The organism is uncultured Thiodictyon sp., assembly GCA_903837595.1.
GTDB lineage: Bacteria > Pseudomonadota > Gammaproteobacteria > Chromatiales > Chromatiaceae > Thiodictyon.
Window position 1 is genome coordinate 1 of record CAILVI010000116.1, and the last position, 21,891, is coordinate 21,891.

The 21,891-nt window shown below is 67.0% G+C and carries 18 protein-coding genes; 5 read left to right on the forward strand and 13 right to left on the reverse strand.

Going from position 1 to position 21,891, the window contains the following annotated elements:
* Positions 1 to 114 precede the first annotated feature (114 nt).
* From QZY44_RS06395 to QZY44_RS06440, 10 genes are all read right to left on the reverse strand, one after another.
* A complete protein-coding gene (locus QZY44_RS06395) occupies positions 115 to 855 on the reverse strand; it encodes a DUF2092 domain-containing protein (RefSeq protein WP_295443827.1) in 741 nt (246 codons plus the stop codon).
* 85 nt (positions 856 to 940) lie between these two features.
* Positions 941 to 2,446 carry an arylsulfatase gene (locus tag QZY44_RS06400; protein ID WP_295443830.1) on the reverse strand — a complete coding sequence of 502 codons (1,506 nt, stop codon included), beginning with the start codon at positions 2,444 to 2,446 and terminating at the stop codon, positions 941 to 943.
* A 47-nt stretch (positions 2,447 to 2,493) separates the two neighbouring features.
* Positions 2,494 to 2,769 (reverse strand): hypothetical protein, encoded by a 276-nt coding sequence (locus tag QZY44_RS06405; protein WP_295443832.1) that lies wholly within the window; start codon positions 2,767 to 2,769, stop codon positions 2,494 to 2,496.
* Positions 2,770 to 2,793: 24 nt separating this feature from the next.
* Positions 2,794 to 3,657: a bile acid:sodium symporter gene (locus tag QZY44_RS06410; RefSeq protein ID WP_295443835.1), complete on the reverse strand. Its 864-nt coding sequence runs from the start codon at positions 3,655 to 3,657 to the stop codon at positions 2,794 to 2,796.
* A gap of 6 nt (positions 3,658 to 3,663) precedes the next feature.
* Complete coding sequence (locus QZY44_RS06415; protein WP_295443838.1) at positions 3,664 to 4,095, reverse strand: hypothetical protein; 432 nt, start codon at positions 4,093 to 4,095, stop codon at positions 3,664 to 3,666.
* Positions 4,096 to 4,299: 204 nt separating this feature from the next.
* Positions 4,300 to 5,334: a DUF1254 domain-containing protein gene (locus tag QZY44_RS06420; protein ID WP_295443841.1), complete on the reverse strand. Its 1,035-nt coding sequence runs from the start codon at positions 5,332 to 5,334 to the stop codon at positions 4,300 to 4,302.
* Positions 5,335 to 5,385: 51 nt separating this feature from the next.
* Positions 5,386 to 6,366 carry a transporter gene (locus tag QZY44_RS06425; RefSeq protein WP_295443844.1) on the reverse strand — a complete coding sequence of 327 codons (981 nt, stop codon included), beginning with the start codon at positions 6,364 to 6,366 and terminating at the stop codon, positions 5,386 to 5,388.
* 10 nt (positions 6,367 to 6,376) lie between these two features.
* Complete coding sequence (locus tag QZY44_RS06430) at positions 6,377 to 7,939, reverse strand: arylsulfatase (RefSeq protein ID WP_295443847.1); 1,563 nt, start codon at positions 7,937 to 7,939, stop codon at positions 6,377 to 6,379.
* A 221-nt stretch (positions 7,940 to 8,160) separates the two neighbouring features.
* Entirely contained in the window at positions 8,161 to 8,943 is a 783-nt protein-coding gene (locus QZY44_RS06435; RefSeq protein ID WP_295443850.1) for a tellurite resistance TerB family protein, read from the reverse strand.
* A 60-nt stretch (positions 8,944 to 9,003) separates the two neighbouring features.
* Positions 9,004 to 10,020, reverse strand: a complete 1,017-nt coding sequence (locus QZY44_RS06440; protein ID WP_295443853.1) for an OmpA family protein — start codon at positions 10,018 to 10,020, stop codon at positions 9,004 to 9,006.
* A 389-nt stretch (positions 10,021 to 10,409) separates the two neighbouring features.
* Here QZY44_RS06440 and QZY44_RS06445 point away from each other — a divergent pair, with 389 nt between their 5' ends.
* From QZY44_RS06445 to QZY44_RS06460, 4 genes are all read left to right on the forward strand, one after another.
* Complete coding sequence (locus tag QZY44_RS06445; RefSeq protein ID WP_295443856.1) at positions 10,410 to 11,405, forward strand: helix-turn-helix domain-containing protein; 996 nt, start codon at positions 10,410 to 10,412, stop codon at positions 11,403 to 11,405.
* A gap of 139 nt (positions 11,406 to 11,544) precedes the next feature.
* On the forward strand, positions 11,545 to 12,507 hold the full coding sequence (locus QZY44_RS06450) for a formylglycine-generating enzyme family protein (RefSeq protein WP_295443859.1): 963 nt from the start codon (positions 11,545 to 11,547) through the stop codon (positions 12,505 to 12,507).
* Between the two features lie 101 nt (positions 12,508 to 12,608).
* Positions 12,609 to 14,177 carry an FAD-dependent oxidoreductase gene (locus tag QZY44_RS06455; protein WP_295443862.1) on the forward strand — a complete coding sequence of 523 codons (1,569 nt, stop codon included), beginning with the start codon at positions 12,609 to 12,611 and terminating at the stop codon, positions 14,175 to 14,177.
* Positions 14,174 to 14,557 carry a cytochrome c gene (locus QZY44_RS06460; protein ID WP_295443865.1) on the forward strand — a complete coding sequence of 128 codons (384 nt, stop codon included), beginning with the start codon at positions 14,174 to 14,176 and terminating at the stop codon, positions 14,555 to 14,557. Before QZY44_RS06455 ends, QZY44_RS06460 begins: the two co-directional genes overlap by 4 nt.
* Positions 14,558 to 14,567: 10 nt before the next feature.
* On the opposite strand, the gene QZY44_RS06465 is transcribed toward QZY44_RS06460, so the two are convergent.
* Genes QZY44_RS06465 through QZY44_RS06475 form a run of 3 tightly spaced genes read right to left on the reverse strand, consistent with a single transcriptional unit; the run spans position 14,568 to position 17,920 of the window.
* Positions 14,568 to 15,911, reverse strand: a complete 1,344-nt coding sequence (locus QZY44_RS06465; RefSeq protein ID WP_365303492.1) for a serine/threonine-protein kinase — start codon at positions 15,909 to 15,911, stop codon at positions 14,568 to 14,570.
* Between the two features lie 56 nt (positions 15,912 to 15,967).
* Positions 15,968 to 16,843: a DUF3365 domain-containing protein gene (locus tag QZY44_RS06470; protein ID WP_295443868.1), complete on the reverse strand. Its 876-nt coding sequence runs from the start codon at positions 16,841 to 16,843 to the stop codon at positions 15,968 to 15,970.
* Positions 16,844 to 16,888: 45 nt separating this feature from the next.
* On the reverse strand, positions 16,889 to 17,920 hold the full coding sequence (locus QZY44_RS06475; protein WP_295443871.1) for a peptidoglycan-binding protein: 1,032 nt from the start codon (positions 17,918 to 17,920) through the stop codon (positions 16,889 to 16,891).
* Positions 17,921 to 18,192: 272 nt separating this feature from the next.
* On the opposite strand from QZY44_RS06475, the gene QZY44_RS06480 reads away from it, so the two are divergent.
* Entirely contained in the window at positions 18,193 to 21,873 is a 3,681-nt protein-coding gene (locus QZY44_RS06480) for an ankyrin repeat domain-containing protein (protein ID WP_295443875.1), read from the forward strand.
* Positions 21,874 to 21,891: the final 18 nt, after the last annotated feature.

Below are 21,891 nucleotides of genomic sequence, written 5' to 3' on the forward strand. Positions count from 1 at the left end.
ACCTCTCGACCTTACACAAGCAATCCTTCGATACCTACCAAGCCTTGGTCATGACGTTCCAGGGCAACCCGCCGATGCCTCAGCTGGGGTAGCTTGGCCGGGGTACCTGAACAGTTACAAGACCGCGTCAGCGGGCTTGGCCTGCGTATCCCAACTCAGGTTGGCCGCGTACTGCGGCAAGCCTTCCTCGTCCTTGGTGGTGATGACATAGCGCAGCGGCAGCGGTGCGGCGCCTTGGGCAATCCAGATCTCCCAATCGATATCGGCCTGACGGAAGGCATAGTGGTCTGCGACCTGTCCGCCAATCTTGCTGGTGCCGACGACCATGGCCTCTTGGACGTCTGCTGTTGCGTCCGCGTCACCGCCCCACAGGAACAGGTCCACCAACGGGAACTCGATACCGTACTTGGCCTCGACCTCCTGCAATACCCCGCCAATGGTGGGTGGGGCGGCAACCGTGACGTAATATCGGGTGTCGGGTGTCAGCAGGGTAAAGTTCTTCCCGTCATAGAAGATTTCACGTGCCTTCTGATCCGTCACGACATCAGCCCGCAGATGGTCAGGCTTACGGACCTGAAGAGCGACCGTCTTCAGCAGTTGAATCTTTTGTCCGGAGTCCAGCACATCCTCGGTGGAATCGGTCGCCTCGACGCTGAAACTGGTGAGCCCGCGCAGATACCCACCCATGCGCACGAGCGCCTGGATGGCCGCGGGATCGACCGATGGGGCCTGCGCCGCAGCGGTTGGCGGTGCCGCGGCGGCTGGCGGTGTCGCGGATTCCTCTGCCGCCACCGTACCCGCCAGCGCGAGGCCGGCAACGATCAGTGCGGTCAGACAGTTCGGTTTCATTCTCATGATCTTATCCCTCTCGTGATTGACTTCGGTCGGTCGCTGAATGCGCTGCGGGTTCGCGCCGAGATGTGCTTGGACACGCGCGGCCTCAGGGCTGGGGTAGCGCCGGTTTCAGGTGCGGCATCCCGTCGTCGTCGATGTCGAAGTCCGGGTCGAACAGGGTCTGCCCCTGGGCACCGAGGTAGTCCGGCTGCGCCTTCATCCATTCGCTCGTCTTCTGCTGTTTCGCGTAGGCCAGCAGCCGGCCTTCCAAGTCACGGACCACCTCCGGATTCTGCTCGGCGACGTTGGTTTTCTCGTCCGGGTCAGTGCTCAGGTCGAAGAGTTCAGTCTTGCCCGGCAGTAGCGCGACCTTCACGAGTTTCCACTGGCCCTTGATGACCGCACCGCGGAAGGCCTCGACGTTCACCAGGATGTCGTCGTGCGCCGACGCCTGACCCGTGGCGACGGTCGGCCAGATGTCCTTGCCGTCGAGCGGCTTGTCGACGGGATTGGCGGGTGCGCCGGCCAGGGCCAGGGCGGTGGGCATCACGTCCACCATGTGCAGCGGCTCGTCGACCACGCGCGGCTGGAGCCTGGCCGGCCAGTTGAAGATGGTCGGGGTGCGCACGCCACCCTCGTACAGGCTGCCCTTGCCGCCGCGCAGTGTGCCGTTGCTGGCCGGCAACACATCCTGGGTGACGCCGCTCGCGGCGCGCTCTTCGGGGGAGTGAGCGCCGCTCGCGACCACCGCGCTGCGGGGTCCCCCGTTGTCGCTGGAGAAGATGATCAGGGTGTTATCGCGCAGGCCGCGGTCATCCAATGCCTTGACGATCCGCCCCACCTGCTCGTCGAGTGAGCTGATCATGGCCGCATAGGTACGGCGCGTCGGGTCCGCAATGCTGTCGGCATAGCGGTCCTCCCCGGCCTTGGGCGCCTGATAGGGCGCGTGCGGGGCGAGTGAGGCAAAGTACAGGAAGAACGGCTGGTCCTTGCTCTGGTGTTCGATGATCTTGACCGCCTCATTGCCGATGAGGTCCAGGTAATAGCCTTCCTCGTCGATGAAGGTGCCGTCGCGCTGCCAGTCGAGGACGCCGGCACGTTTGTGGGTAAAGTAGTCGACCTCACCGACCGTATTGCCATAGAAATGATCGAACCCGCGATTCTGCGGCCAGAATTTCCGGTCGGCATGGCCCAGATGCCACTTGCCGACCATGTAGGTCGCATAGCCCGCGTCTTTCAACGCCTGCGGCAGGGTCCGCTCGTCGGTGGGCAGACCGTAGCGGTGATTGGGGAAGATCACCAGGGTCTGGAGACCCTGGCGCATCGAATAGCGGCCGGTCATCAGGGCCGCGCGCGCCGGGGTGCAGACCGGCATGCCGTGGAAGTTCTCCAGCCGCACGCCGTCTTTGGCCAGCGCGTCGATGTTCGGTGTCTTGATGTCGCTGCCGCGATAGCCCAGGTCCGCGTTACCCAGATCGTCGGCCAGGATGACGATGATATTGGGTTTGGTCGGCGTGCCGGTCGGCGGATCGGGCGGGGCGGCTTGACTGACTGCCGCGGCGCTCAGGCCGAGGCAGACGAGGGAGAGGAGGGCGAGGGTACGCGGTGTCATCTGGGGGCACTCCGGTCATCCAATGGGGCGGGGGCTGCTTCGCCCTGTTATTTCACGGCCTTTTTCGCGGTGTCCTTGGCCGCGTCGGGTGCCTGTTTGACCGCCCCCTTGTCCACACCACTGGCCGCGCGCTTGGCCGTGTCCTTGGCGGCCTCGGCGGGTGAGCAGCGTCCGCCGACCCCGACGGTGGCCTTGGCCGCCGCGCTCTTGGCGGCCTTCTGTGCGGTGCACTCGGGGTCCAGCACACCGGCGCCAGCGATGGCGGTGGCGCCGATCAGTGTCAACATCAGGGCGGTGGTCGAAACGCGCTTCTGCATGGTCATCAGTTGATCCTCGTTTGGTATCTATCAGGGCGTCGTTGGGTTGGATGCAGTGGCCATGCGGGCCGACACGCGCCGACGCCAATGCAGGTAGGGAATCGATATCAGGGCCGAGGTGAGTATGTACACGGCGACAATGACGGCGGTCCTGGGTCCAGGCATGGCCGAGGCGACCAGCACCGCGATCCCCAAATGACGGGTGGAGCAGGCAATCGCGAGCGCGGTGCGGTCATCCTCGGTCGGGCCGCCGAGCCAGTGACCGATGGCCAGCGCGAGCGTGATCAGGGCCGCCAGCGTGAGTACCCCGGCCCAGCGGGCCTCCAGCAGCAGGTCCCAGTGCAGCCCCATGAGCACCAAGGCGCTCAGGGTCAGCACCACCCCGGCGGCGCCGATCAACCACCCTGAGACCCGTTGGGCAAAGGCCGGAAACAGGCCGCGGATCAGCATCCCGGCGGCGAGCGGTAGGAAAAAGGACTTGGCGAGTACCCATGCGACGCGCGCCGGCGCGAGGTCCGGTGGGTTGTCGAACTGCGAACCGAGCAGCCACAGCCAGGCCGGGACCAGCACGATGGCGAGTAGGGAGGAGGTCACCACCAGGCTGAAGGTGTAGGCGCCGTCGCCGATACGCATCAGTTTGCGCGGCAGAAGTGGTGCCCCGGCCGAGACCGCAAGGACCAGCAGTCCGACCTCCACCGCGGGCGGCAGCGTCAGGACCTTCACCAGCGCAAAGGCCGCCAGCGGCACCAGCACGTACATCGCGAGCAGCGAGCGCAGCAGTAGCCCGGGCCGCCGCCACAGATAAATGAGGTCGCCGCGGGTCGAGTCCATACCGATCGCCAGGATGATGATCCCGACGGCGCTCTTGAGCAGCAAAAGTAAGGTGGCGGTCATGACGGTCTACTTCCCGAACAGGGTCACGTCGGCCTTGCCGCTCAGCCAGCCCTTGGTGTCGTACCAGAAGTCGATCTTGCGGATGCTGCGCTTGCCGACACCCTTGAGGTCGATCGTGCGACTCTCCCCGCCCTTGGGGATGTTCTGGCGGACCTCGATGCGGTCGGGGGCGCCGTTATCATAGGTGACGACCATGTGCTGCATGTTCAGGGGGGCATCGGTGACTTTGAACTTGATGCGGCTGAAGTTATCGAATGGACCCGGCACGCGGATCGTGTCATGGTCGGCCGTGTGATCGGCGTGCGTGGTCCCAATCAGCCGCCAGTCCCCAGGGCCGCCCGCGGCCGGATGACCGGGCTTGGCGGCATGGGCGGGGACGGCCCAGGTGATGGCCAGCGCCAGCGTGGTTGCCGCCAGTCTCAGCATCGATTGATTCATTTTGGTCTCCGCTCGTTATCATTGAACAGCAATATGGTGTCTAGAACTGACAAACCAGCTTCAGCCAAACGTAGTCACCCGTCAGGCGTTGGATGCTGGCGTTCATGTGCAGGGTGGAGCCACTGCGATAAAAAGAATGCGGGCGGTGGCCGAACGCGCACGCCGCCGCTGCCGTCAGGACGCGATAGGACGGGCTTTGCGGACTCACTTCGCCGGCACCGCGTCTGGGAACTTCCAGGCGCCGTCGAGGATTTCCTTGCGGGGTTGGTAGAGGCGCACCATATAGCTCCAGCCCGGCATGATCCGGAGATAATTGGGCGCGGCGGGGTCGCCGCCGAAACGGATGGTCGTGGCGCCCTCCGGACTCTGTTTCGCTGTGACACTGTTGACTGAAATAGTCTCGATCGGTGCTTCGAAGTAGCCGTCCTTGTTGTAGACGATGACCGACCAGAACCCGTCGACCGGCACGTCCTTGACCCTGATCTGGTGCACCGTCGTGCCGTCGTTCGCCTTGGGATACACCGGGACATAGATCGCGGCATTCGGTGGATTGCCGCCCCAGCCGGCTGCGGTACCGATCAGGTGGTCGACCGGATTGACTTCGTCCTTGCGACCGAACCGGTTCGGCGAACCGCCGAGCGCGTTCAACGCGAGTAGCGCACTGCGGGCCTTGTCGCGCGTGGCCGCATCCCAGTTCGGCACTTCGAACGTGCCGACGTTGGCCTGCTCCGTCGTGATGGCGTCCTGCAGCGCGTTGGCGGCCTTCACGTCGCCGGCATTCTGGGGATCGATGAGCGTGCGCACGGCCAAGAAGACGTAGCGCGTTCCCACTTTCTCTTTGGTATAGGTAGTGCGGCCCGGCGCGTACACCACGTCGACGACGTAGTGGTCCTGCGAGATGGCCAGCAGTGACATGAAGCGCTGGCCGGGGTCGGGCAGCGTGATGGTGACCGGCGCCGCGTCGAGGTCGAAGACCGCGTACGAGTACAGGGTGTCGCGGTTCATGCCAACCACGTCCTGCTGCTCGATTGCCACCACCTCCCGATCGTGACCGAACTTGCCGAAGGCGCCGCGTTGCAACGTCCTCGCGAAGTACATGTCGGTCTCGGCGCGGGTGAAGTTGCCGACATCGACGGGGATGGCCGGTGACGGCTCAGGGGCCGGCGTCGGCTGCGCCCAAGCAGCGCCGAAGTACATTGCGAAGACCAGGGGCAGTGTGATCGCTGTGGGAAGTCTCATTGATTTCTCCTGATCGTTGGAACCGTTGACGCGGGGTTACGCGGTCCGCGCTCAGAACTTGTAAACCAGCTTCAGCCAAACGTAATCACCCGTCAGGCGGTTGCTCACGTGCAATTCCGGCAGCCAGCGCAGCTCCGCGGCGAAGGTCTTGGGGCCGCGTGGCAGGATGTAGCTCAGTACCGGGCCGACCCCGGCGGTGCGGCCCTGGAAGTGGCCTAAGCGTGCGCCCGCGCCGCTGTCGGCGGTCACTTGCTCCAGGTAAAAGGCCTCGGCGCCGATGCCGAGAAAGCCCGGGCCGAGGGGCAGCAATTGCTGAATACTGGCGTCCAGGTGCAGGGTGGAGCCACTGCGATAGCGGGTGTCGCGGTTCTCGGTGTTCATGCCGAGCCCCAGATAGAGCGCGGCATTGAGGCCGCTCTTATCATTGTTATAGGAGACACCCAGCGTGGGGTCGAAGGTCCAGTAGTTGAGTCCCGGGTTGGCCAGCCGGCCCTTGCGGTACTCGCCGGTGGGCGCATAGACCGGGAGCGTGGCGCTGAGCTGCCAGAATCCGGTCTGCCAGGCCAGCATGGCGGGAATCAGCGTCAGGTCGCCGACCCCAGCGGCGCGGTCGCGGCGGCGCACCGTGCCGAGCGGGGTGTCGAGTTGGGCGCTGACGCTCGCCCAGACATAGGGCAGATAGGCGCCGACGCTATAGTGGGCGCCGAGCGGGGTCTGTGCGAAGGTATAGAGACCGCCGAGCAGGAGGGCATCGCTGCTGGCATTGAGCCCCGCGGCCAGGGTCCCGGCGATGGGGATCGCTCGGGACGCCGAGGCCGACCCCTCATAGTGTAGGTAGATCGGCTCCACGACCCAGCCGAGCTTGGTCGGCGGCCGGTCGATCAGGGTCGCCATGCCGCCCGGCAGGTAATGGCCGACCCCGCCCTCGGCGGCGAGCGTCGCTCCCGGACACCCAAGGGCGAGTGTCAGGGCCAAGGACCAGAGTAAGGTGGTGCCGGGAGACACGCCCGGCGGGTGATTTGCCGGTTTCATCTCCTACTGCCTAGTTCGCCTGCTGCATCTTGAGCAGTTGCGACTGAATGCCCTCAATGGTCTTGCCGAACTGGGCCGACAGACCGACCTGTCGGATGGGGAAGTCCCTGAAGCTCGCGAAGTGCTGCTCCACGACACCGACCATCGGCGTGAGCACCCAGGCCTTGTGCTCGGCATACTGCCGATTCAGATCACCCCACTGCCGCTCAAAGGGGTCCATCAGCAGGTTGTCGATGACCGGGCGCCCCAGGTTTTGCAGCGGGTCGTCCCAGTGGCCGGCCAGCTTGGCCGAGAAGGTGACCTTGAATTGGTTGTAACGGATGGCGGTCAGTGTCGTTTCGTCATAATAGAAGACGAAGTTGCGCGCTGATTTATCGGTCTGGCCGGTGAAGAAGGCACCCTGGTCGAAACCGTCCAGATGGACCTTGTAGGTGCGCTCCCCGTAGGTCGTGCCAGCCGCGAGCTTGTCTGCCACGCCGGATTCGCCGGCAGCGGCGGCGAGCGTGGGCAGCAGGTCCGTCATATCGACGATCTCGCCGCTCACCCGTCCAGCGGGCGCCCCCGGCCAGCGGATAAGGAAGGGCACGCGCACGCCACCCTCCCAGGTCGTGCCCTTGTCGCCACGGAAGGGTGAGGTGCCGCCCTCCGGCCACATGTACTGATAGGCCCCGTTGTCTGTGGTGTAGATGACGATGGTGTTCTTGGCGAGCCCCGTCTCGTCGAGCTTGGCGAGCAATTGACCCACGTGCCCATCGTGCTCTTTGAGCCCCTGGCCGTAGACGTCCTCACGGCCGGCGCGGGACTGGCCCTGGGATTCGGGCTTCAGATGGATGAAGACGTGCTGGCGGGTGCTGTTGTGCCACAGGAAGAAGGGCTTGCCGTCCTGGGCACGGCGGTCGAGAAATGCCAGGGACTTGGCAGCCACCTCATCGTCGAAGGTCTTCATCCGCTCGGTAGTGAGTGGTCCCTCGTCCGCGGCGGGCCCGCCGACGGTGCAGGAGACGATGCCGCGCGGGTTGAACTTGGCCAGGAATTCGGGCTTGGTGGGCCGGTCCGGGTCCTCCAGGTCCTCGTTGGCGTTCAGGTGATAGAGATTGCCCCAGAACTCTTCGAAGCCGTGCCGGCAGGGCAGATGCTCGTCGAGGTCTCCCAGGTGGTTCTTGCCGTACTGTGCCGTGGCGTAGCCTCTGGTTTTCAGGATCTCGGCGAGTGTGATGTCCTCGGCCTTGAGCCCGGCGGGGGAGCCCGGGGTGCCGACCGTCGTCAACCCGGTGCGAACCGGCAACTGGCCGGTGATGAAGGCCGCCCGCCCGGCGGTGCAACTGGGTTGGGCGTAGAAGGCGCCGAGCCGCAGCCCTTCACGCCCGATGCGGTCGATGTTGGGCGTGGGCACGCCCATACTATCGGCGCCGTACGATGAGACGTTCATCCAGCCGATGTCGTCGCCCATGATGACGAGGATGTTGGGCTTGGCCGATACTTCGGGTGCGGTCTGAGCCGCGGCCCCCGTGGCAGTCAGGGGCAGGTGGATCAGCAATGCCGCAGCGGCGAGCAGGCCGAGGGGTCGCTTCATGGGCCGGACTCCGGGTTGGATCGTTCGATGGGGAATAAGAACCTGACGGTAAAGCTAGGGCAAGCCTCGCCCGGGGTCTATGCACTTTCCGCAATCAGGGGCGAAACCCCGTCACGCGGGAGCCGGCCCGCCTCGGTTGAGGGGGCAGCCGACCGTTGCCGGGCGGCTGCCGCGCAGCCTGCCGTTGCTCAGGCCGTTTGTCGCGGCCTGGCAGCAGGGGTTCAGACCTTGACCCCCAGGGTCTGTTGGATGTTCTGGACGACCGCCGCGTCCAGCCCCGTGAGCCTGGCCAGGTCCTCCAGATAGGCCTGCTCCTGGGGCGTGTCCACCTCGATCGCCAGGAGCGATGCGGCATAGACCTGGGCGGCCACCTCTTGGTTGGGGATGGCGGCGGCGAAGGCCGAGAGATCAAGTGGTTGACTCAGTTCCTTGAAGATCCACGCCTCCGTCTCTGCGGTCATCCCGGCCTCTTTGAGTTTGCCCAGGATGTGCGCGATCTCATCTGCGCTCACCTCGCCGTCGGCCTTGGCGGCGTTGATCATGCCTTTGATGACCAATTCCGCGGTCGTGTCCAACACCTGGTGGTCTGCCGGGGTCTGCGCCGCCGTCATGCCGACCGGCAGCGCGCCGCCGCTGAAGGCCGGGGCTGAACCACCTGGGGCGGCCTGACCGCCGCTGGTCAGGGCCTTGTAGGCGACACCCGCGAGCAGCGCGAACGCCCCACCCTTAACGGCACCGGCGACCGAACTGCTACCACCGCCCAACAGAGACCCCAGTACGGCACCCAGACCGGCTGCCTGCGTCGGGTTCTCAGAGGCGTTGCCCAAGGTGGTCTTGGCGGCCTCCAGCATCTTGTTCAGCACGCCACTCGCCCCTCCCTGGCGGTTGGCCATGTTGCTGATATTGGCCTGTAGGTCGTTGAGGATGTTGCCGATGCGTTCTCCACCGGAGGGGGACATCGTGTTCTGTATGAAGGTGCCAACTAGCTCGCTCAGGTTTGCCATCGGTCTCGTCGCTCCACTCCGGTGGGTTGGTTGATCCGCTACGCTGCTACGCCGCTGCGGCTATTGCTTGGAGGTCATTCCCTCCACCGTGACCTCGACGCGGCGGTTGGGTTGGTAGCAATCGATCAAGGCCGCCCTGGACTTGGTGCCGGCGCATTCGGCGGGGGTGACCTTCAGATTGGTCTTGCCGTAGCCTTGGGCGCTGATGCGATCGCCGGGGACACCATCGGTGACCAGTTGGCCGCGTACCGTGTTGGCGCGACGATCTGACAGGGCCATGTTGTAAGCCTCCGAGCCGATTGGGTCGGTGTGACCAGCGACCCGGATCGCGTCGTAGTTGGCCTGGCCCAGGTCACGCGAGAAGTTGTTGATGGTGGTCCGGCCGGTGGGTGAGAGATCTGACCGGTCAAAGGCGAACAGGGCGTCCGCGGACAATGTGAAGGTGCGGGTTACCTTGGCGGGGGCGCTGCGCGCACCCAGCGGGATGACTACGCCGGCGGTCACGATCCAGTCGCCCAGGCCGCTGGAGTTGTTGAAATTGCCCCGGTTGTTGTCGTAGCGGTAGCGCCCGTCCAGGCGGAAGGAAACATAGTCACCGAGCGGGACCATGAAGCCGGCGCCGGCCTCGGCCATGAAGTTCCAGCTGGTGCGCGATTGGCACCCCAGCGCGGCGTTGACGGCGTTGCGGTTACAACTGAAGCCGTCCTGGATGGCGCCGATGCCGGCCAAGAGGAATGGCTGAAACTTGCCGCGGCTGAAGAAAAAGAGCCCATCCACCGCCACGTCGGTCGCCTTGTAGTTGCCGCCGATGTTCGACTTGCTGACGAAGTTTGTCTGGGTTGCCCGCAATTCCAGGTTGAAGCGTTCGTTCAGCGGTTTGCCGACGGCCAGACCGTACCCCCAGTTATCGTTCGTCCCGCGGTTGCGGTCGGCCCAGCTATAGGTGGCGAAGGGCGCGATATACCAGCGGTCGTCAAAATGCGGTATCGGGCCGGTTGGATCGGGGGTTTGGGCTACCGCGGTCAACGGGGCAGTGAGTACAAGCGCGGCTAGTGCATTGATCGAGAAAGTCTTCATGGATTCTTACCCGCAACACTGTGATGGAGGAAATTCGATTATAGGCAGACAGATTCGTTTGGCCAATGGTTGTGCCGACGATTATTGGACGGTTGGGATTGGCCGACGTGGTCCCCTTCGCGGCAACGGCCATGGCGCCCGCACCACTCCGCAAGATGAAAGTGGCGGGCGCCTTGGCCGTTCCCCCACCCCGCCCTCCCCCAATAGGGGAGGGAGACCTGGAGCGCGCTCCCGGCGCGACTTTCACGGTAAGGCCGGACCGATGGGTGAGCAGTGCCGCGGCGAGAGCTGTTAGAATCCGCCGGTAGAAATTAGGGCAAATGCCGCCCGGGGTCTATGCACTTTCCGCAACTGGGGGGGAACCGTTGGCGACGTCGAGACAGACAACCGTGGGCGGCCCGGTGGCCCGTGCAGCGACCGCCTTCGTCACCGTGCAGGATATCGACGACCCCTGCGTCTGGGAGAGTGCGTCGCCTCCCTGGGAAATTCTCGCCTCCCCCCTCACCGGCGGCCCCTTCCGTAACCGCAAGCAGGCCCTGGTTACCCCCAACTGGCTGCTTTACCGGGAGTCCTTCCTCGGTGCCTTGCGCGTCCAGGGCATGACTCCGGCCGGGATGCTGGGCTTTGCGGTGCCGATCCGCCTGGGCGGGCTGTCTCACTATTGGGGGGCGGCATTCCCCGAGCAGGGGCTTCCCGCGTCCTTGCCCGGTGCGCTGGATGCCCGGATGGATGCCGGCCAGGAGCATGTGGTCGCCCTGCTGCGCCTGGACTGGCTGCGCGCCCAGGTCGATCCTTTGACGGCGCTGGCCATCGAGCAGTGTGCGGGCGTTCGGGTGCTCCCGGCCGCTCCTCGGGGTTGGCGCGTCCTCGGGACCTGGCTGCGGCGTCTGTTGAATCGCCTCCACGCCGATCCGCGGGTTCTGGGCTATCCGCACGCCGTGGCCACCCTGGAATCCGATCTGCTGGGGGGGCTGCTGCGCACCCTGTGCCTGGCCGCACCCAGGCCGTCGTTGGTGGCGGCGACGCGGCGCCAGCGCGGCTTCGATCTGGCCATCGACTATGTGCGTGCCGCTGACCTGGGCGGCTTGAGTGTCGCCGCCTTGTGCGCCGAGGTCGAGGTCAGTCAGCGCACCCTGGAGTATGCCTTCCAGGAGCGGCTCGGGACCTCACCCATGGAGTTCATCCGCCGGTTGCGCCTGCATGCCGCGCGTCGTGCCCTGCTGGCGGCGCCGCGCGGGGGCGTCACCGTGGCGCAGATCGCCATGACCTTCGGCTTCTACCAGCTTGGTCGTTTCTCCGCCGACTACCGGTCGCTATTCGGTGAGTTGCCGTCCGCCACCCTGACCCGGCTTGGTGTCTATACCGGGGCGAACCTGCTGGGTTGAGCGCCGAGTCAGCCGCCAGTCAGACAGACGCAGGCACACGGCGCTCCCCGTGCCCCGGCACTCCATCCCTTGGCTCGGCCCTGCCCGCGGGGCGGTACAATCCCCGCCTGCACCCCCCAGGCGAAGAGGACACACCGGCATGACGGTCAGGCAGATCAGCGACACCGAGCCACCAAACATTCATGGCTGGCCCGCCCATCAGGTCCAGGCACTGCAACAGGCCGCCGCCGCGGCCCTGGGTCGGCCCCCGGTCTTCCGCGACCCTGAATTCAGCGTGAGCGGAGTCGAAAAGGTCCAGACGGGGCAACGCCGTCGCAAACGTTGGTTGCGGCCCGACCAGATTGAGCCGATTTACGAGGGGCGCGAGGTCACCCTGACCGTCGTCCCGCCGGAGCTCACCATCATCCCCGCCGGCCGCTTCATCATGGGCTCCCCGGAGGATGAGGTGGAGCGTGCGGGCGATGAGGGTCCGCAGCACGAGGTTACGCTCTCCCGGCCCTTCGCCATCGGGCGCTATGCCGTCACCTTCGACGACTACGACGCCTTCTGTTGCGCTACCGGCCGGGACCCGACGGGCGATGCCGGCTGGGGTCGCGGTCGCCGTCCGGTCATTCAGGTGACCTGGGACGACGCGCTGGCCTACTGCCAGTGGCTGTCCCAACACACCGGCCGGTCCTATCGATTACCGACTGAAGTGCAGTGGGAATACGCCTGCCGGGCCGGGACCGTGACTCCCTTCCACTGTGGCGAGACACTCTGCCCCGACCAGGCCAACTACAATGGCAACTATCCCTGCGGCGCGGGCGCCAAGGGTCCGTATCGGGAGCAGACGGTCCCCGTCGGAAGCCTCCCGGCCAACCCCTGGGGCCTCTATGAGATGCATGGCAACGTCCAGGAGTGGTGCCAGGATTGGTATGGGGACTATGCGGCCGGTCCACTGACCGACCCGGGCGGTCCTGCCGCCGGAAAAGAGCGGGTGCTGCGCGGGGGCAGTTGGTTCGATGAGGGACGGCATCAGCGTAGCGCGTTGCGCAATCACGACGTGCCCGGTTACCGCAACCGCAACGTCGGCTTCCGGGTCGCGTTGGAGTTTGAATTGTAGGAGCGGCCCCCGGCCGCGACGAGGCTGCGCAGTCCCCGGCCATCTGGTCGCGGCCGGGCCGCTCCTGCCTGTGATTTTACCTGCTGTTGTGTGAGTGAATCATGAATAGCGATGAACTCGATCGTCCCGATCTCTCCCGTCGTTGCCTGCTTTTGGCAGCCGCCATACTGGCCGCCGGGGCGCGCTGGCCGGCCCTGGCGGGGGGCACCGACGAGCGCAACGACGGCGCCCTGCCGCCCGGCAGTGCGCAAGGCCGCGAGGTCCTGGTGCTGGGGGCCGGCATCGCCGGCCTGGTGACCGCGTATGAACTGCATCGCGCCGGCTGCCGGGTCCGGGTGCTGGAGGCACGCGAGCGGGTGGGCGGGCGTTGCTGGACGCTGCGCGCTGGGGATCGCTTCACCGAGATGGGCGGCGCCGAGCAGGTCTGTACCTTTGCCTCCGGCGACTATCTCAACGCTGGCGCCAATCGCATCATGACCTGGCATCGGGGCGTGCTCGCCTACGCCCGCCGGCTGGGCGTGCCCCTGGAACTCTACGAGAGCGGACCGCTCGGTCAGAACTGGCTGCTGCGCCGCACACCCGGCCACCCGCTGTCCGGCCAGCGGCTGCGCTTTCGTGAGCTCGACCGGGACGAGATCGGCTATGCGATGCAGCGCTTGGTGGAACTGCTGGGACCCGCCGGGGGCGCCGCCGATGACCAGACCCTGGCTGCCTGGGCGCGTCGCTTTGGGACACTGGATCAGTCCGGCCGCTACCACGGTAGCCCGGCGCGGGGTTACCGGGTCCCGCCGGGCGCGGTGGACGCCCCCGGCGAACTGTCGACGCCGTTGCCGTCTGCACAGGTCTGGTCCTATGGCAAGCTCGACGCGGTGCCGGGCTGGGTCAATAGCGCGAAATTTCCCACGCCGGTCCTAACGGTGACCGGCGGCATGGACCGCCTGGCGCTGGCGCTGGCCGGGCAACTCCCGGCGGGGACCATCCAACTGGGCGCGGAGCTGGTCCGGTTGCGTCAGGACGGCGATGGGGTCAGGGTGAGTTGGCGCGATGCCCGCTCCGGTGAGCTGCATGAGGAGCGGGCCGCGCAGGCGGTCTGCACCATCCCATTCAGTCTCCTGTCGCGCATAGACACCGACTTCGACCCGATTGTGCAGGGGATCATCGCCACCCTGGGCTATGAGTCGGTCGTGAAGATCGGTCTGGGATTCCGCCGCCGTTTTTGGGAGGAGGATGAGCAGATTTTCGCCGGCTACTCCTTTATTGACGATCCCGAGTTGTTCGTCGCCTACCCGAGCGTCGGACTCGGGACCGCCACCGGCGTCCTGACCAATTATTACGGGGTGCGCGATTCACTGCGTCTGGCCGCGCTGACGCCGCCCGAGCGCCAGCGCGCCGCCCTGGCGGACCTAGCGTCGCTGCACCCCGGGGCCGCGGCCGAGTTTGACTCGGCGGTCTCGGTCGCCTGGGCGCGCATCCCCTACAGTGCTGGTTGCTTCGGCGCCTGGACCAAGAATGGCCGCGACCGCGATCTGCCGCGGATCGCCGCCGGCGACCGGCGGGTCGTCTTTGCCGGGGAGCATGTGAGCCAGATCCCGGCCTGGATGGAAGGGGCGGTGCAATCGGCCCATGCCGGGTTGAGACTCCTGCAACTGCAATGGGGGGCGCGCTCATGAAGGCCCGCCGCATCCTCCCGCTACTCGCGCTCGTTTTGCTGATGCCCCGCGGCGGCGCCCGCGCGGTCGAACCCGCCGCGCTCTATGCCGAGCTGTGTGCGGGCTGCCACGGTGAGGGCACGACCCGCTTGAGTGGCAGCCCTTATCCTGCGCTGTTCGGCAACCCCCAGGTGGCCGCCGCCGGGCCCATCTATGTGGCACTCAAGGCGTTGCAAAGGACCGGCAACATGTATCCGCTGTGCGCGCTCGCGAGTGATGAGGAGATCGCTACCCTGGCCAACTATCTCGCTGCGGCCAACGGCAGCCAGTCGCCGCCTCTGAGCCCGGCGGGGGCCGCGGCGCTGAGGCCGGCCGTCGGGGATTGTCCAGTCCCCCATTGAGCGTCGTGGGCTAACCTGCGTCGCGTCGTCGCAGAAACGCTGCGCGGTCGCCCGTGGCGCCAATGTGAGTGGCCAGCAGGTCCCACAACTCCTCTCCGGTGCGTGCCTGCGCTAATGTGCGCTGCACGAGTACCCGGGCGATTGGTCCCAAGGTCTGCGCGAGTGCCTGTTGGGCGCGTGCGATCTCCTGCGGCGGGATGGCCGATGCCGGCCCCGCGTGGGACTGTCCCGCCGCCGTGGTCGGCGGCGCGCTGCCGGGTCTGGCCGTGTCGGTGTTGACCAATTCCAGCGCCTCCGACATGAACTGCCGACGCGCGTCCGGGCGATCGATCCGCTGCGCCAGGGTCTCGCAGAGGTCCTCCAGGGAGGCGGCGGTCCCGATCGAGGTCTGCACCAGATACCGGGCGATGGGACCCACATGGCCAGCGAGCCGGCGCTCGACTCCGCTCAACACCGCCGGGTCGAGCGTGGCGCTGCCCAGGGCCGGTCCCGCCGCCGCGCCACGGGCGCGGACTGCGAGTACGGTCTGATCAGCTAACGCCGCGGGTGCCGCCTGGGATGCCGGCTCGCCGATTGCCAACCGCAGCGCTTCGGTCATGGCGGCGGCGCTGTCGTAGCGGTCTTGCGGTCGCGTGGCCATGGCCCGCGCAATCGCCGCTTGCAAGGCGGGGCCGGCCAGGGTCGCCAGCTCGACATCGCCGGTGGGTGCAATGCGCTGGAGGCCCTGGGCAATGTCAGTAAAGCTGCGGCCGCCCGACGAGCGCCTACCGATCAGCATCTCTTTGAGTACGGTGGCCGTGGAGAACAGATCGCTGCGCGGGTCGACCCCCTCGCCATAGGACTGTTCAGGCGACATGTAGCTGGGGGTGCCGACCACCATGCCCACCTGGGTGAGCTCCGAGCTGTCGAGCCGGGCGATCCCGAAATCGGTGACCTTGACCCGGCCCCCGTCCAGCAACAGGATGTTCGCGGGCTTGATGTCCCGATGCACGATGCCGAGTGCATGGGCGCAGGACAGTGCATCAAGCACCTGAGCGATCAGATGAACCGCGGCGGTCGGGGCGAAGCGTTCGCCTTGCGTGAGCACGGTGTCGAGGCCCACCCCGTCCACATACTCCATCGCTAGGAAGGGGTCGCCCTCGTGCAGCGCGAAGTCGAAGATCGTGACGATACACGGATGGTTGCAACGCCCGGCCGCCTGCGCCTCCCGCCTGAAACGCTCCACATAGTCCTGGCGTTCCTCGCCCTCCAGCAGGTGGGTGCGGACCAGCTTGATCGCGACCTGGCGCCCGATCACCGGGTCGTGGGCCTCGTAGACGATGCCCATGGCGCCGCGTCCCAGGGTGCGCACCACCTGGAAGCGGCCGATCGTCGCCGGCAGGGGCGGGGGTGTTTTTTGGCCGTTGATGGTCAGCCCTCCAGGAGCTTCAGCGCCTTCTCGAGGCTGCGGCGCATCCGGTTAAACGAGGTGGCGAGCGAGGCGATCTCGTCGCGACCGGTGGGCACGATCTCCGGGGCGTCCATGTTTCCCGTGCTGATCTCGTCGGCGACGACCGACATCCGGCGCACCGGGCGCACGATCAGGGTCGTCAACAAGATGTTGAGCAACACGATCACCAACAGAAAGACCGCGGCCAGCCCGCCCAGATAGAGTGTGAGCGTCTTGTTCGCCCGTTCGATCGCTACCCGCAGCGGGACCGTGACGACCTGTGCGGCGACCACATCGTTGAGCTTCCAGCCGAACCCGTTGGCGGTTCCGTACAGGTCGATCATGGTCGTCGGTGCGGCTGCTGGAGTTGAGTGACAGGCCAGACAGGCCGGGTCCTTGAGCCGGACCGGCTTTGACAGCGACAGGGTGGGTCCGAGCGCAGAGTCGCGGGTGCTCACGAATTCGGTCATATCCGGGTTGCGGGTGAACTCGCCGATGATGTCTGCTTCCCAATCGGTCGCCCGATCTGCCGGATTGGTGGGGTTCAGTGAGGCCTCCTTGTAGGTGTAACTCGGCAATTCCTTTTCCAATATACGGCGCATGTTAGTTTGTGCCGCCCAGGACGGGACCGTGTGCGGCAGGAAGCGCAGCTTGCTCTGTTCTGCCAGCAGCGGGGTAATCTCGCTGACCGTATAGACGCGGACCGCGGAGGCCGCGCTCATCAGGAGTGACGCCTCACGCATCACCGCGCGCCGGGCGTCCGCGTTGGCGGCCCCGTAGATCAAGGTGGCGGCGAGCGCCAGCCCCAGAACGAAGGCCGCCAGCATCGCCAGATTGAACTTGGTCTTCAGGTTCATCGTTTTTCCCTCTGTCGCTGTCGCGGTATGTGTGGTGCTGGCCGTTCAACGCGTCGCCCCGGTGAGAAGTCGACGCGTCTGCTCGCCGGTGATCACCCCGGTCGGCTCAGCGCCGATCTCGCGCTGAAAGCGTTTGATCGCCATGCGCGTCTCCGCGCCGAACCGGCCATCGAGACGCCCGGAGTAATAGCCGAGTTCGGCCAGTTTGACCTGCACGCCCCGCCGATCGCTCTCGGTCATGTCGGCATCGGCCGGAAATGCGGCCGTTGGGACGGCGGGCGGCGTGGCGGTCGAGGTTGGAGTGGCGGCGGGCGGGACGGCGGACCGGGCAGACATGGCCGCATCGTCCGCCAGGCGGCGTGAGGGTGCCGGCATCCGCAGCAGGGCGATCCGGGGGCCGCCCGCCAGCTTGGCCTCCAGTCCGGCCAGCAGATCTGCCGACTGGACCTGCGGATTCGCGAGCCCCGCCGTGAGCGCGGCGGCCAGCGCGGTGGGGCCGGCCGTGGCTGGTGGTGCGATCACCGCGACCAGCCCGACGCCTTCCGGGGTCGGCTGCTCGGCAAGTTGCCCCAGCACGGGTTCCGGGACACCGGCGGCCGGCACCAGGTCCAGTGCCAGCACGCCCCGACTGGGCTGGCCGCGCACCAGCACGTCCAGCAGGGCCTTGACCAGCAGGCCCTGGGTCATGACATCGGACGGCCGCTGGATGCGCGCCGAGGCCGGCAGCAAAAAGGGCCGGTCGTTCATGCCGGCCCCATAGCCGCAGACATAGACAAAGACGCTGGCGCCCGGTGCCGCGGCCATCCCTCGGCCGAATTCGTCGATGGCGGCCGCCAGGCCCCCGCTGGTGACATCCGCGCGCTCCACCACCTGGAAGCCGAGCCCGCGCAGCGCCTTGGCCAGCGCTTGCGAGGATTCCAGGCAGGCCGGCAAGGCCGGAAAGGCGGTGTAGTTGCTGTCGCCGATGACAAGCCCGAGCAGCGCCGGTTGCGCCCGGGCGGGGGCGCCGACCATGAGTAGCGACAGCCCCGCGAGGGCCAATCGCGCGAACGCTGTACCTGGTTTTCGTTGATGCATGGCGTGCTGCCTCCCCGCAACTCAATCCGCGGCGAACGGGACGCTGGGGCGTTCGTCTGACATGAAGATCAGGTGGGTCCGTCCGGGGCGCGTTACCAGCCCGGCGGCGGATATTCAGCTTCCGGGGTGACTGGCCTTACTTCTTTTGCGATTAGCCGATGCGGCAGGATGGAGAGAAAGTCGCAATTGACTTGTGGTGTAAACTTATGCATGGTTCGGCGCCAAGGTCGCCAGAAGCCATCAAGACAGCAGCGACTGACAGGAGATTCGCGATGGGGAGCGGGAAGTTGGCTGGTTGGGGTCGGGTCTTAGGGGGGGGCTGGGTCGTCGGTGCCTTGGTGTGGGCGGCCGTCGGTCTCGCGGCTGACCTGACCCAAAGTGCGCAGCGCGACGATCTGGTCCCGTTAGAGCGTCCGACGTCGGCAGGTGCGCCGCCGGCCCCACCGCACCCGTCCTCCCCGCCCCCGGTCCAGACCCCGCCGCGCCCGGCAACGGGGGCTCCGGCGGGCCCATCCAAGAGCGCGCAGAGCATCGCCGCCGCGGACATGCTGATCCGTGCCGTGCGGCGCGGCAGGCGCGATGAAATCGCGGCCTTACTGGACCAGGGGGCCGCCCTCGAGGGCCGGGGCGACGGGTTCGAGCACCCGCTGTACGTGGCCGCGCAGGCTGGTCAGTCCGAGGTGGTGCAGCTGTTGCTCGCGCGCGGCGCCAATGCCAATGCGAAGGTCTCCAACGATTGGACCCCGCTGATGGACGCCGCGCGCAACGGCCATCTGGAGGTGGTGCAGGCCCTGCTCGACCAGGGTGCGCAGGTCGATGCCCGCAACCACTGGGGTGATACCGCGTTGCTGCTGGCCGCCGCTCAGGGCCACCGCCCGGTGGTGCAACTGTTGCTCGATCGCGGCGCGGCGGTTGCGGCCAAGGACCAGGGCGGTCGGACCGCGCTGGGCCAGGCCGTGGCAAATGGTGACCGCGCAACCGTGCAGACCCTGCTGTCCAAGGGCGCCGACCTCAAGACCCTTGATACCGGCCGCTGGGGCTTGCTGGTGCTGGCGGCCGCGCAGGGCGAGCCCGCGTTCGCGCAGGCGCTGCACGATCTGCCCGCCAAGGACGACACCCTCGCCAACCTGTTGATCCGTGCCGCCGGCTACGGCGACCCCGATTTCGTCGGGTGGCTGCTCGCGGCGGGGGCCGATCCCAAGGCCGCTAACCAGGACGGCCGCACCGCCCTGATGCTCGCCGCGCGCCGTGGCGACGAGCCGGCGGTCAAGGCGCTGCTCAAGGCGGGTGCCGCGGTCGGGGCCGCTGACCATCAGGGCCAGACCGCGTTGATCGTCGCGGCGACCGCGGGTGACTTGCCGGTGGTTAAGGCCCTGCTCGCCAAGGGTGCCAAGGTCGATGCCAAGGACAACGCCGGCGACACCGCCTTGCTCGCCGCGGTGCGCGGGGGCCATTTGGAGGTCGCCGGGGTCCTGCGCGCTAAGGGCGCTGACCTCAACGCCGGGGGCGCCGCCGCCCTGATCGCAGCCGTCTGGAAGGAGGACCTGGGGACGCTCAAGTGGCTGCTCGACCAGGGTGCCAATCCAAACAAGGCCGCCGCCGGCGGACGCACAGCGCTGGTGATTGCCGCGGAGCGCGGCCGGCATGAGATCGCCGAGGCCCTGCTTGCCCGGCGCGCCGCGGTGGATGCCAAGACGGAGCGCGGTGAGACCGCACTGATCCTCGCCGTGCGAGGGGGACAGCGCGAGGCCGCCGAGGTCCTGCTCGCGCGGGGCGCCGATGCCAATGCCGTGGAGGCCGTGCCAGAGGGTTCAGTGAGACCAGCATCAGCCGCTGTGCGTTCCGCTGCCCCAGCCAAGCACACGGCAGCGAATACCGCCAGTCCCTCAGCTCAGCCAAAAGGGAGAACGGCACTGCGCATCGCCGTGGAGGACGGCGACGTTGCGTTGGCGCGGATCCTGCTCGCCCATGGCGCCGCCGTCAACGCCCGTGGTGGGAGTGGCCGCACGGCCCTCGCCACCGCCCTGGTGGGTGGTGACAGTGCGATGGCAGTAGCGCTGCTGGAACGGGGCGCCGATCTCAAACCTGAACGGGATGTCGTCTGGGTGGCCCCTGCGCCGCGTGAACCCCAGCGATATCCCGTTGTCCGCCAACCGCCAATGATGCAGCCCGGTGTCGCCCCCGTCCCGTCCATGGAAGAAGGATTTCCCAACCCGGCGCTGCCGCAGGATAGCGGGAAGCGCGACTGGACCGCCCTGATGGCCGCCGTCGCTGGGTGCGACCGCGCGGTGGTCGAGGCCCTGTTGGCCCGGGGCGCCGAGGTGAATGCCGCGACCGCCGACGGCCAGACCGCCCTGTCCTTGGCCGTTGCGCACGGGCGGACCGAGACTGTGCCGCTGCTCCTCGACCAAGGCGCCGCTGTCAATGCCAAGGACGCGGTCGGCCGGACCGCACTATCGCTCGCGATCGTCTATGGTCATAACGCGCTGGTGCCGGTACTGCTCGCCCATGGCGCCGACGTCAATGCCGAGGACGTGGTCGGTCGTACCGCGCTGTTCTTGGCGGTCGAATATAGCCGTATCGCGGTTCTGCCGGTGCTGCTCGAACACGGCGCCGAGGTCAACGCCAAGGATGCGGCCGGCCGCACGGCCCTGTTGTCGGCGGTCAAATCCGGCCTGACCGCGGTTCTGCCGACGCTGCTGGAACACCGCGCCGATGCCAATGCCAAGGACGCGGTTGGCCGCACGGCTCTGTTTCTGGCGTTCGAGTCCGGCCTGACCGCGGTCGTGCCGACGCTGCTGGAACACGGCGCCGATGCCAATGTCAAGGACGCGGTTGGCCGCACGGCCCTGTTGCTGGCGATCGAATTCGGCCGGACCGCGGCCGTGCCGGCGCTGCTGGAGCACGGTGCCGATGCCAATGCCACGGATGCGGCTGGTCGGACCGCACTGTCGTTGGCGGTCGCCGCGGGCGATGCCGCCACCGTGGCGCTACTGCTCAACCATGCTGCAGCCGTCGCATCGATCGACGCCATGGCGATGCTGAAGACCGCCGTGGCGGACGGTCAACTCGCGATGGTGCAGGCCCTGCTCGGCCATGGCGTTGCGGCCAATACCCCCGCGGGTGCCGCACTGTTGTGCGTCGCTGCGGTCCAGGGGCATGCCGAGATCGTGCAGGCCCTGCTGGCCAAGGGGGCCGACGCCAACTGCAAGACCCGGGGCGATGAGCCGTCGCGGTGCGACCGCGAGAGTGACCGCCCGCACTTTTCTTCTTCGGCTGATTCATGCAAGCCGGAGCAGGGTTGGACGGCGTTGCGTGCCGCCGCTTATCTCGGACACATCGCCGTCGTGCGCGTCCTGGTCGCACATGGGGTCGCTATCGATACCGCGGGCGCAGACGGCGTGACCGCGCTGTTGGCGGCCCTGGATGGACGACACTTGGAGACCGCGCGGCTATTGCTCGGGCAGGGCGCGCAGATCGATAAGACCGCGGGCGGGGTCGTGCTCTGCGACGCAATCGCTTACAACGCGGCACTCGCGCTGGCACTGATCGACAAGGGCGCCGAGCTCAATGGCAAGGAGCGCGATTGCGGCATGGGCTATAACCCCTTGATGTTCGCCGCGGTTCGGGGTTACCCGGAGCTGGTCAAGGCGCTGCTGGCCAAAGGCGCCGCGGTCAATGCCCGGACGCCTGAGGTAACAGCATTTGTGTCTGAGGGTGGCACCGCCGGGTCGCCCGTGCCTGTGATGCCGAAGAAACGGGTCGTGACCCCCAAGGGTCGGACCGCTCTGATGGTCGCCGCGGGGAATCTCGAGATTGTGCAACTGTTGCTTGCCCATGGCGCCGACGTCAACGCCCGGGACGCCGAGGGTGACACCGCCCTGTCCATGGCCATCCAGCGGGGTCATCCCGAGATCGCGGAACGACTGCGCCAAGCCGGTGCCACGCAGTAGCGTCGGGCAGCGCTGCCG

Coding starts and splice junctions, on each gene's coding strand:
- QZY44_RS06395 (WP_295443827.1), bottom strand. CDS start 855: ATGAGAATGAAACCGAACTGTCTGACCGCACTGATCGTTGCCGGCCTC.
- QZY44_RS06400 (WP_295443830.1), bottom strand. CDS start 2,446: ATGACACCGCGTACCCTCGCCCTCCTCTCCCTCGTCTGCCTCGGCCTG.
- QZY44_RS06405 (WP_295443832.1), bottom strand. CDS start 2,769: ATGACCATGCAGAAGCGCGTTTCGACCACCGCCCTGATGTTGACACTG.
- QZY44_RS06410 (WP_295443835.1), bottom strand. CDS start 3,657: ATGACCGCCACCTTACTTTTGCTGCTCAAGAGCGCCGTCGGGATCATC.
- QZY44_RS06415 (WP_295443838.1), bottom strand. CDS start 4,095: ATGAATCAATCGATGCTGAGACTGGCGGCAACCACGCTGGCGCTGGCC.
- QZY44_RS06420 (WP_295443841.1), bottom strand. CDS start 5,334: ATGAGACTTCCCACAGCGATCACACTGCCCCTGGTCTTCGCAATGTAC.
- QZY44_RS06425 (WP_295443844.1), bottom strand. CDS start 6,366: ATGAAACCGGCAAATCACCCGCCGGGCGTGTCTCCCGGCACCACCTTA.
- QZY44_RS06430 (WP_295443847.1), bottom strand. CDS start 7,939: ATGAAGCGACCCCTCGGCCTGCTCGCCGCTGCGGCATTGCTGATCCAC.
- QZY44_RS06435 (WP_295443850.1), bottom strand. CDS start 8,943: ATGGCAAACCTGAGCGAGCTAGTTGGCACCTTCATACAGAACACGATG.
- QZY44_RS06440 (WP_295443853.1), bottom strand. CDS start 10,020: ATGAAGACTTTCTCGATCAATGCACTAGCCGCGCTTGTACTCACTGCC.
- QZY44_RS06450 (WP_295443859.1), top strand. CDS start 11,545: ATGACGGTCAGGCAGATCAGCGACACCGAGCCACCAAACATTCATGGC.
- QZY44_RS06455 (WP_295443862.1), top strand. CDS start 12,609: ATGAATAGCGATGAACTCGATCGTCCCGATCTCTCCCGTCGTTGCCTG.
- QZY44_RS06460 (WP_295443865.1), top strand. CDS start 14,174: ATGAAGGCCCGCCGCATCCTCCCGCTACTCGCGCTCGTTTTGCTGATG.
- QZY44_RS06470 (WP_295443868.1), bottom strand. CDS start 16,843: ATGAACCTGAAGACCAAGTTCAATCTGGCGATGCTGGCGGCCTTCGTT.
- QZY44_RS06475 (WP_295443871.1), bottom strand. CDS start 17,920: ATGCATCAACGAAAACCAGGTACAGCGTTCGCGCGATTGGCCCTCGCG.
- QZY44_RS06480 (WP_295443875.1), top strand. CDS start 18,193: ATGGGGAGCGGGAAGTTGGCTGGTTGGGGTCGGGTCTTAGGGGGGGGC.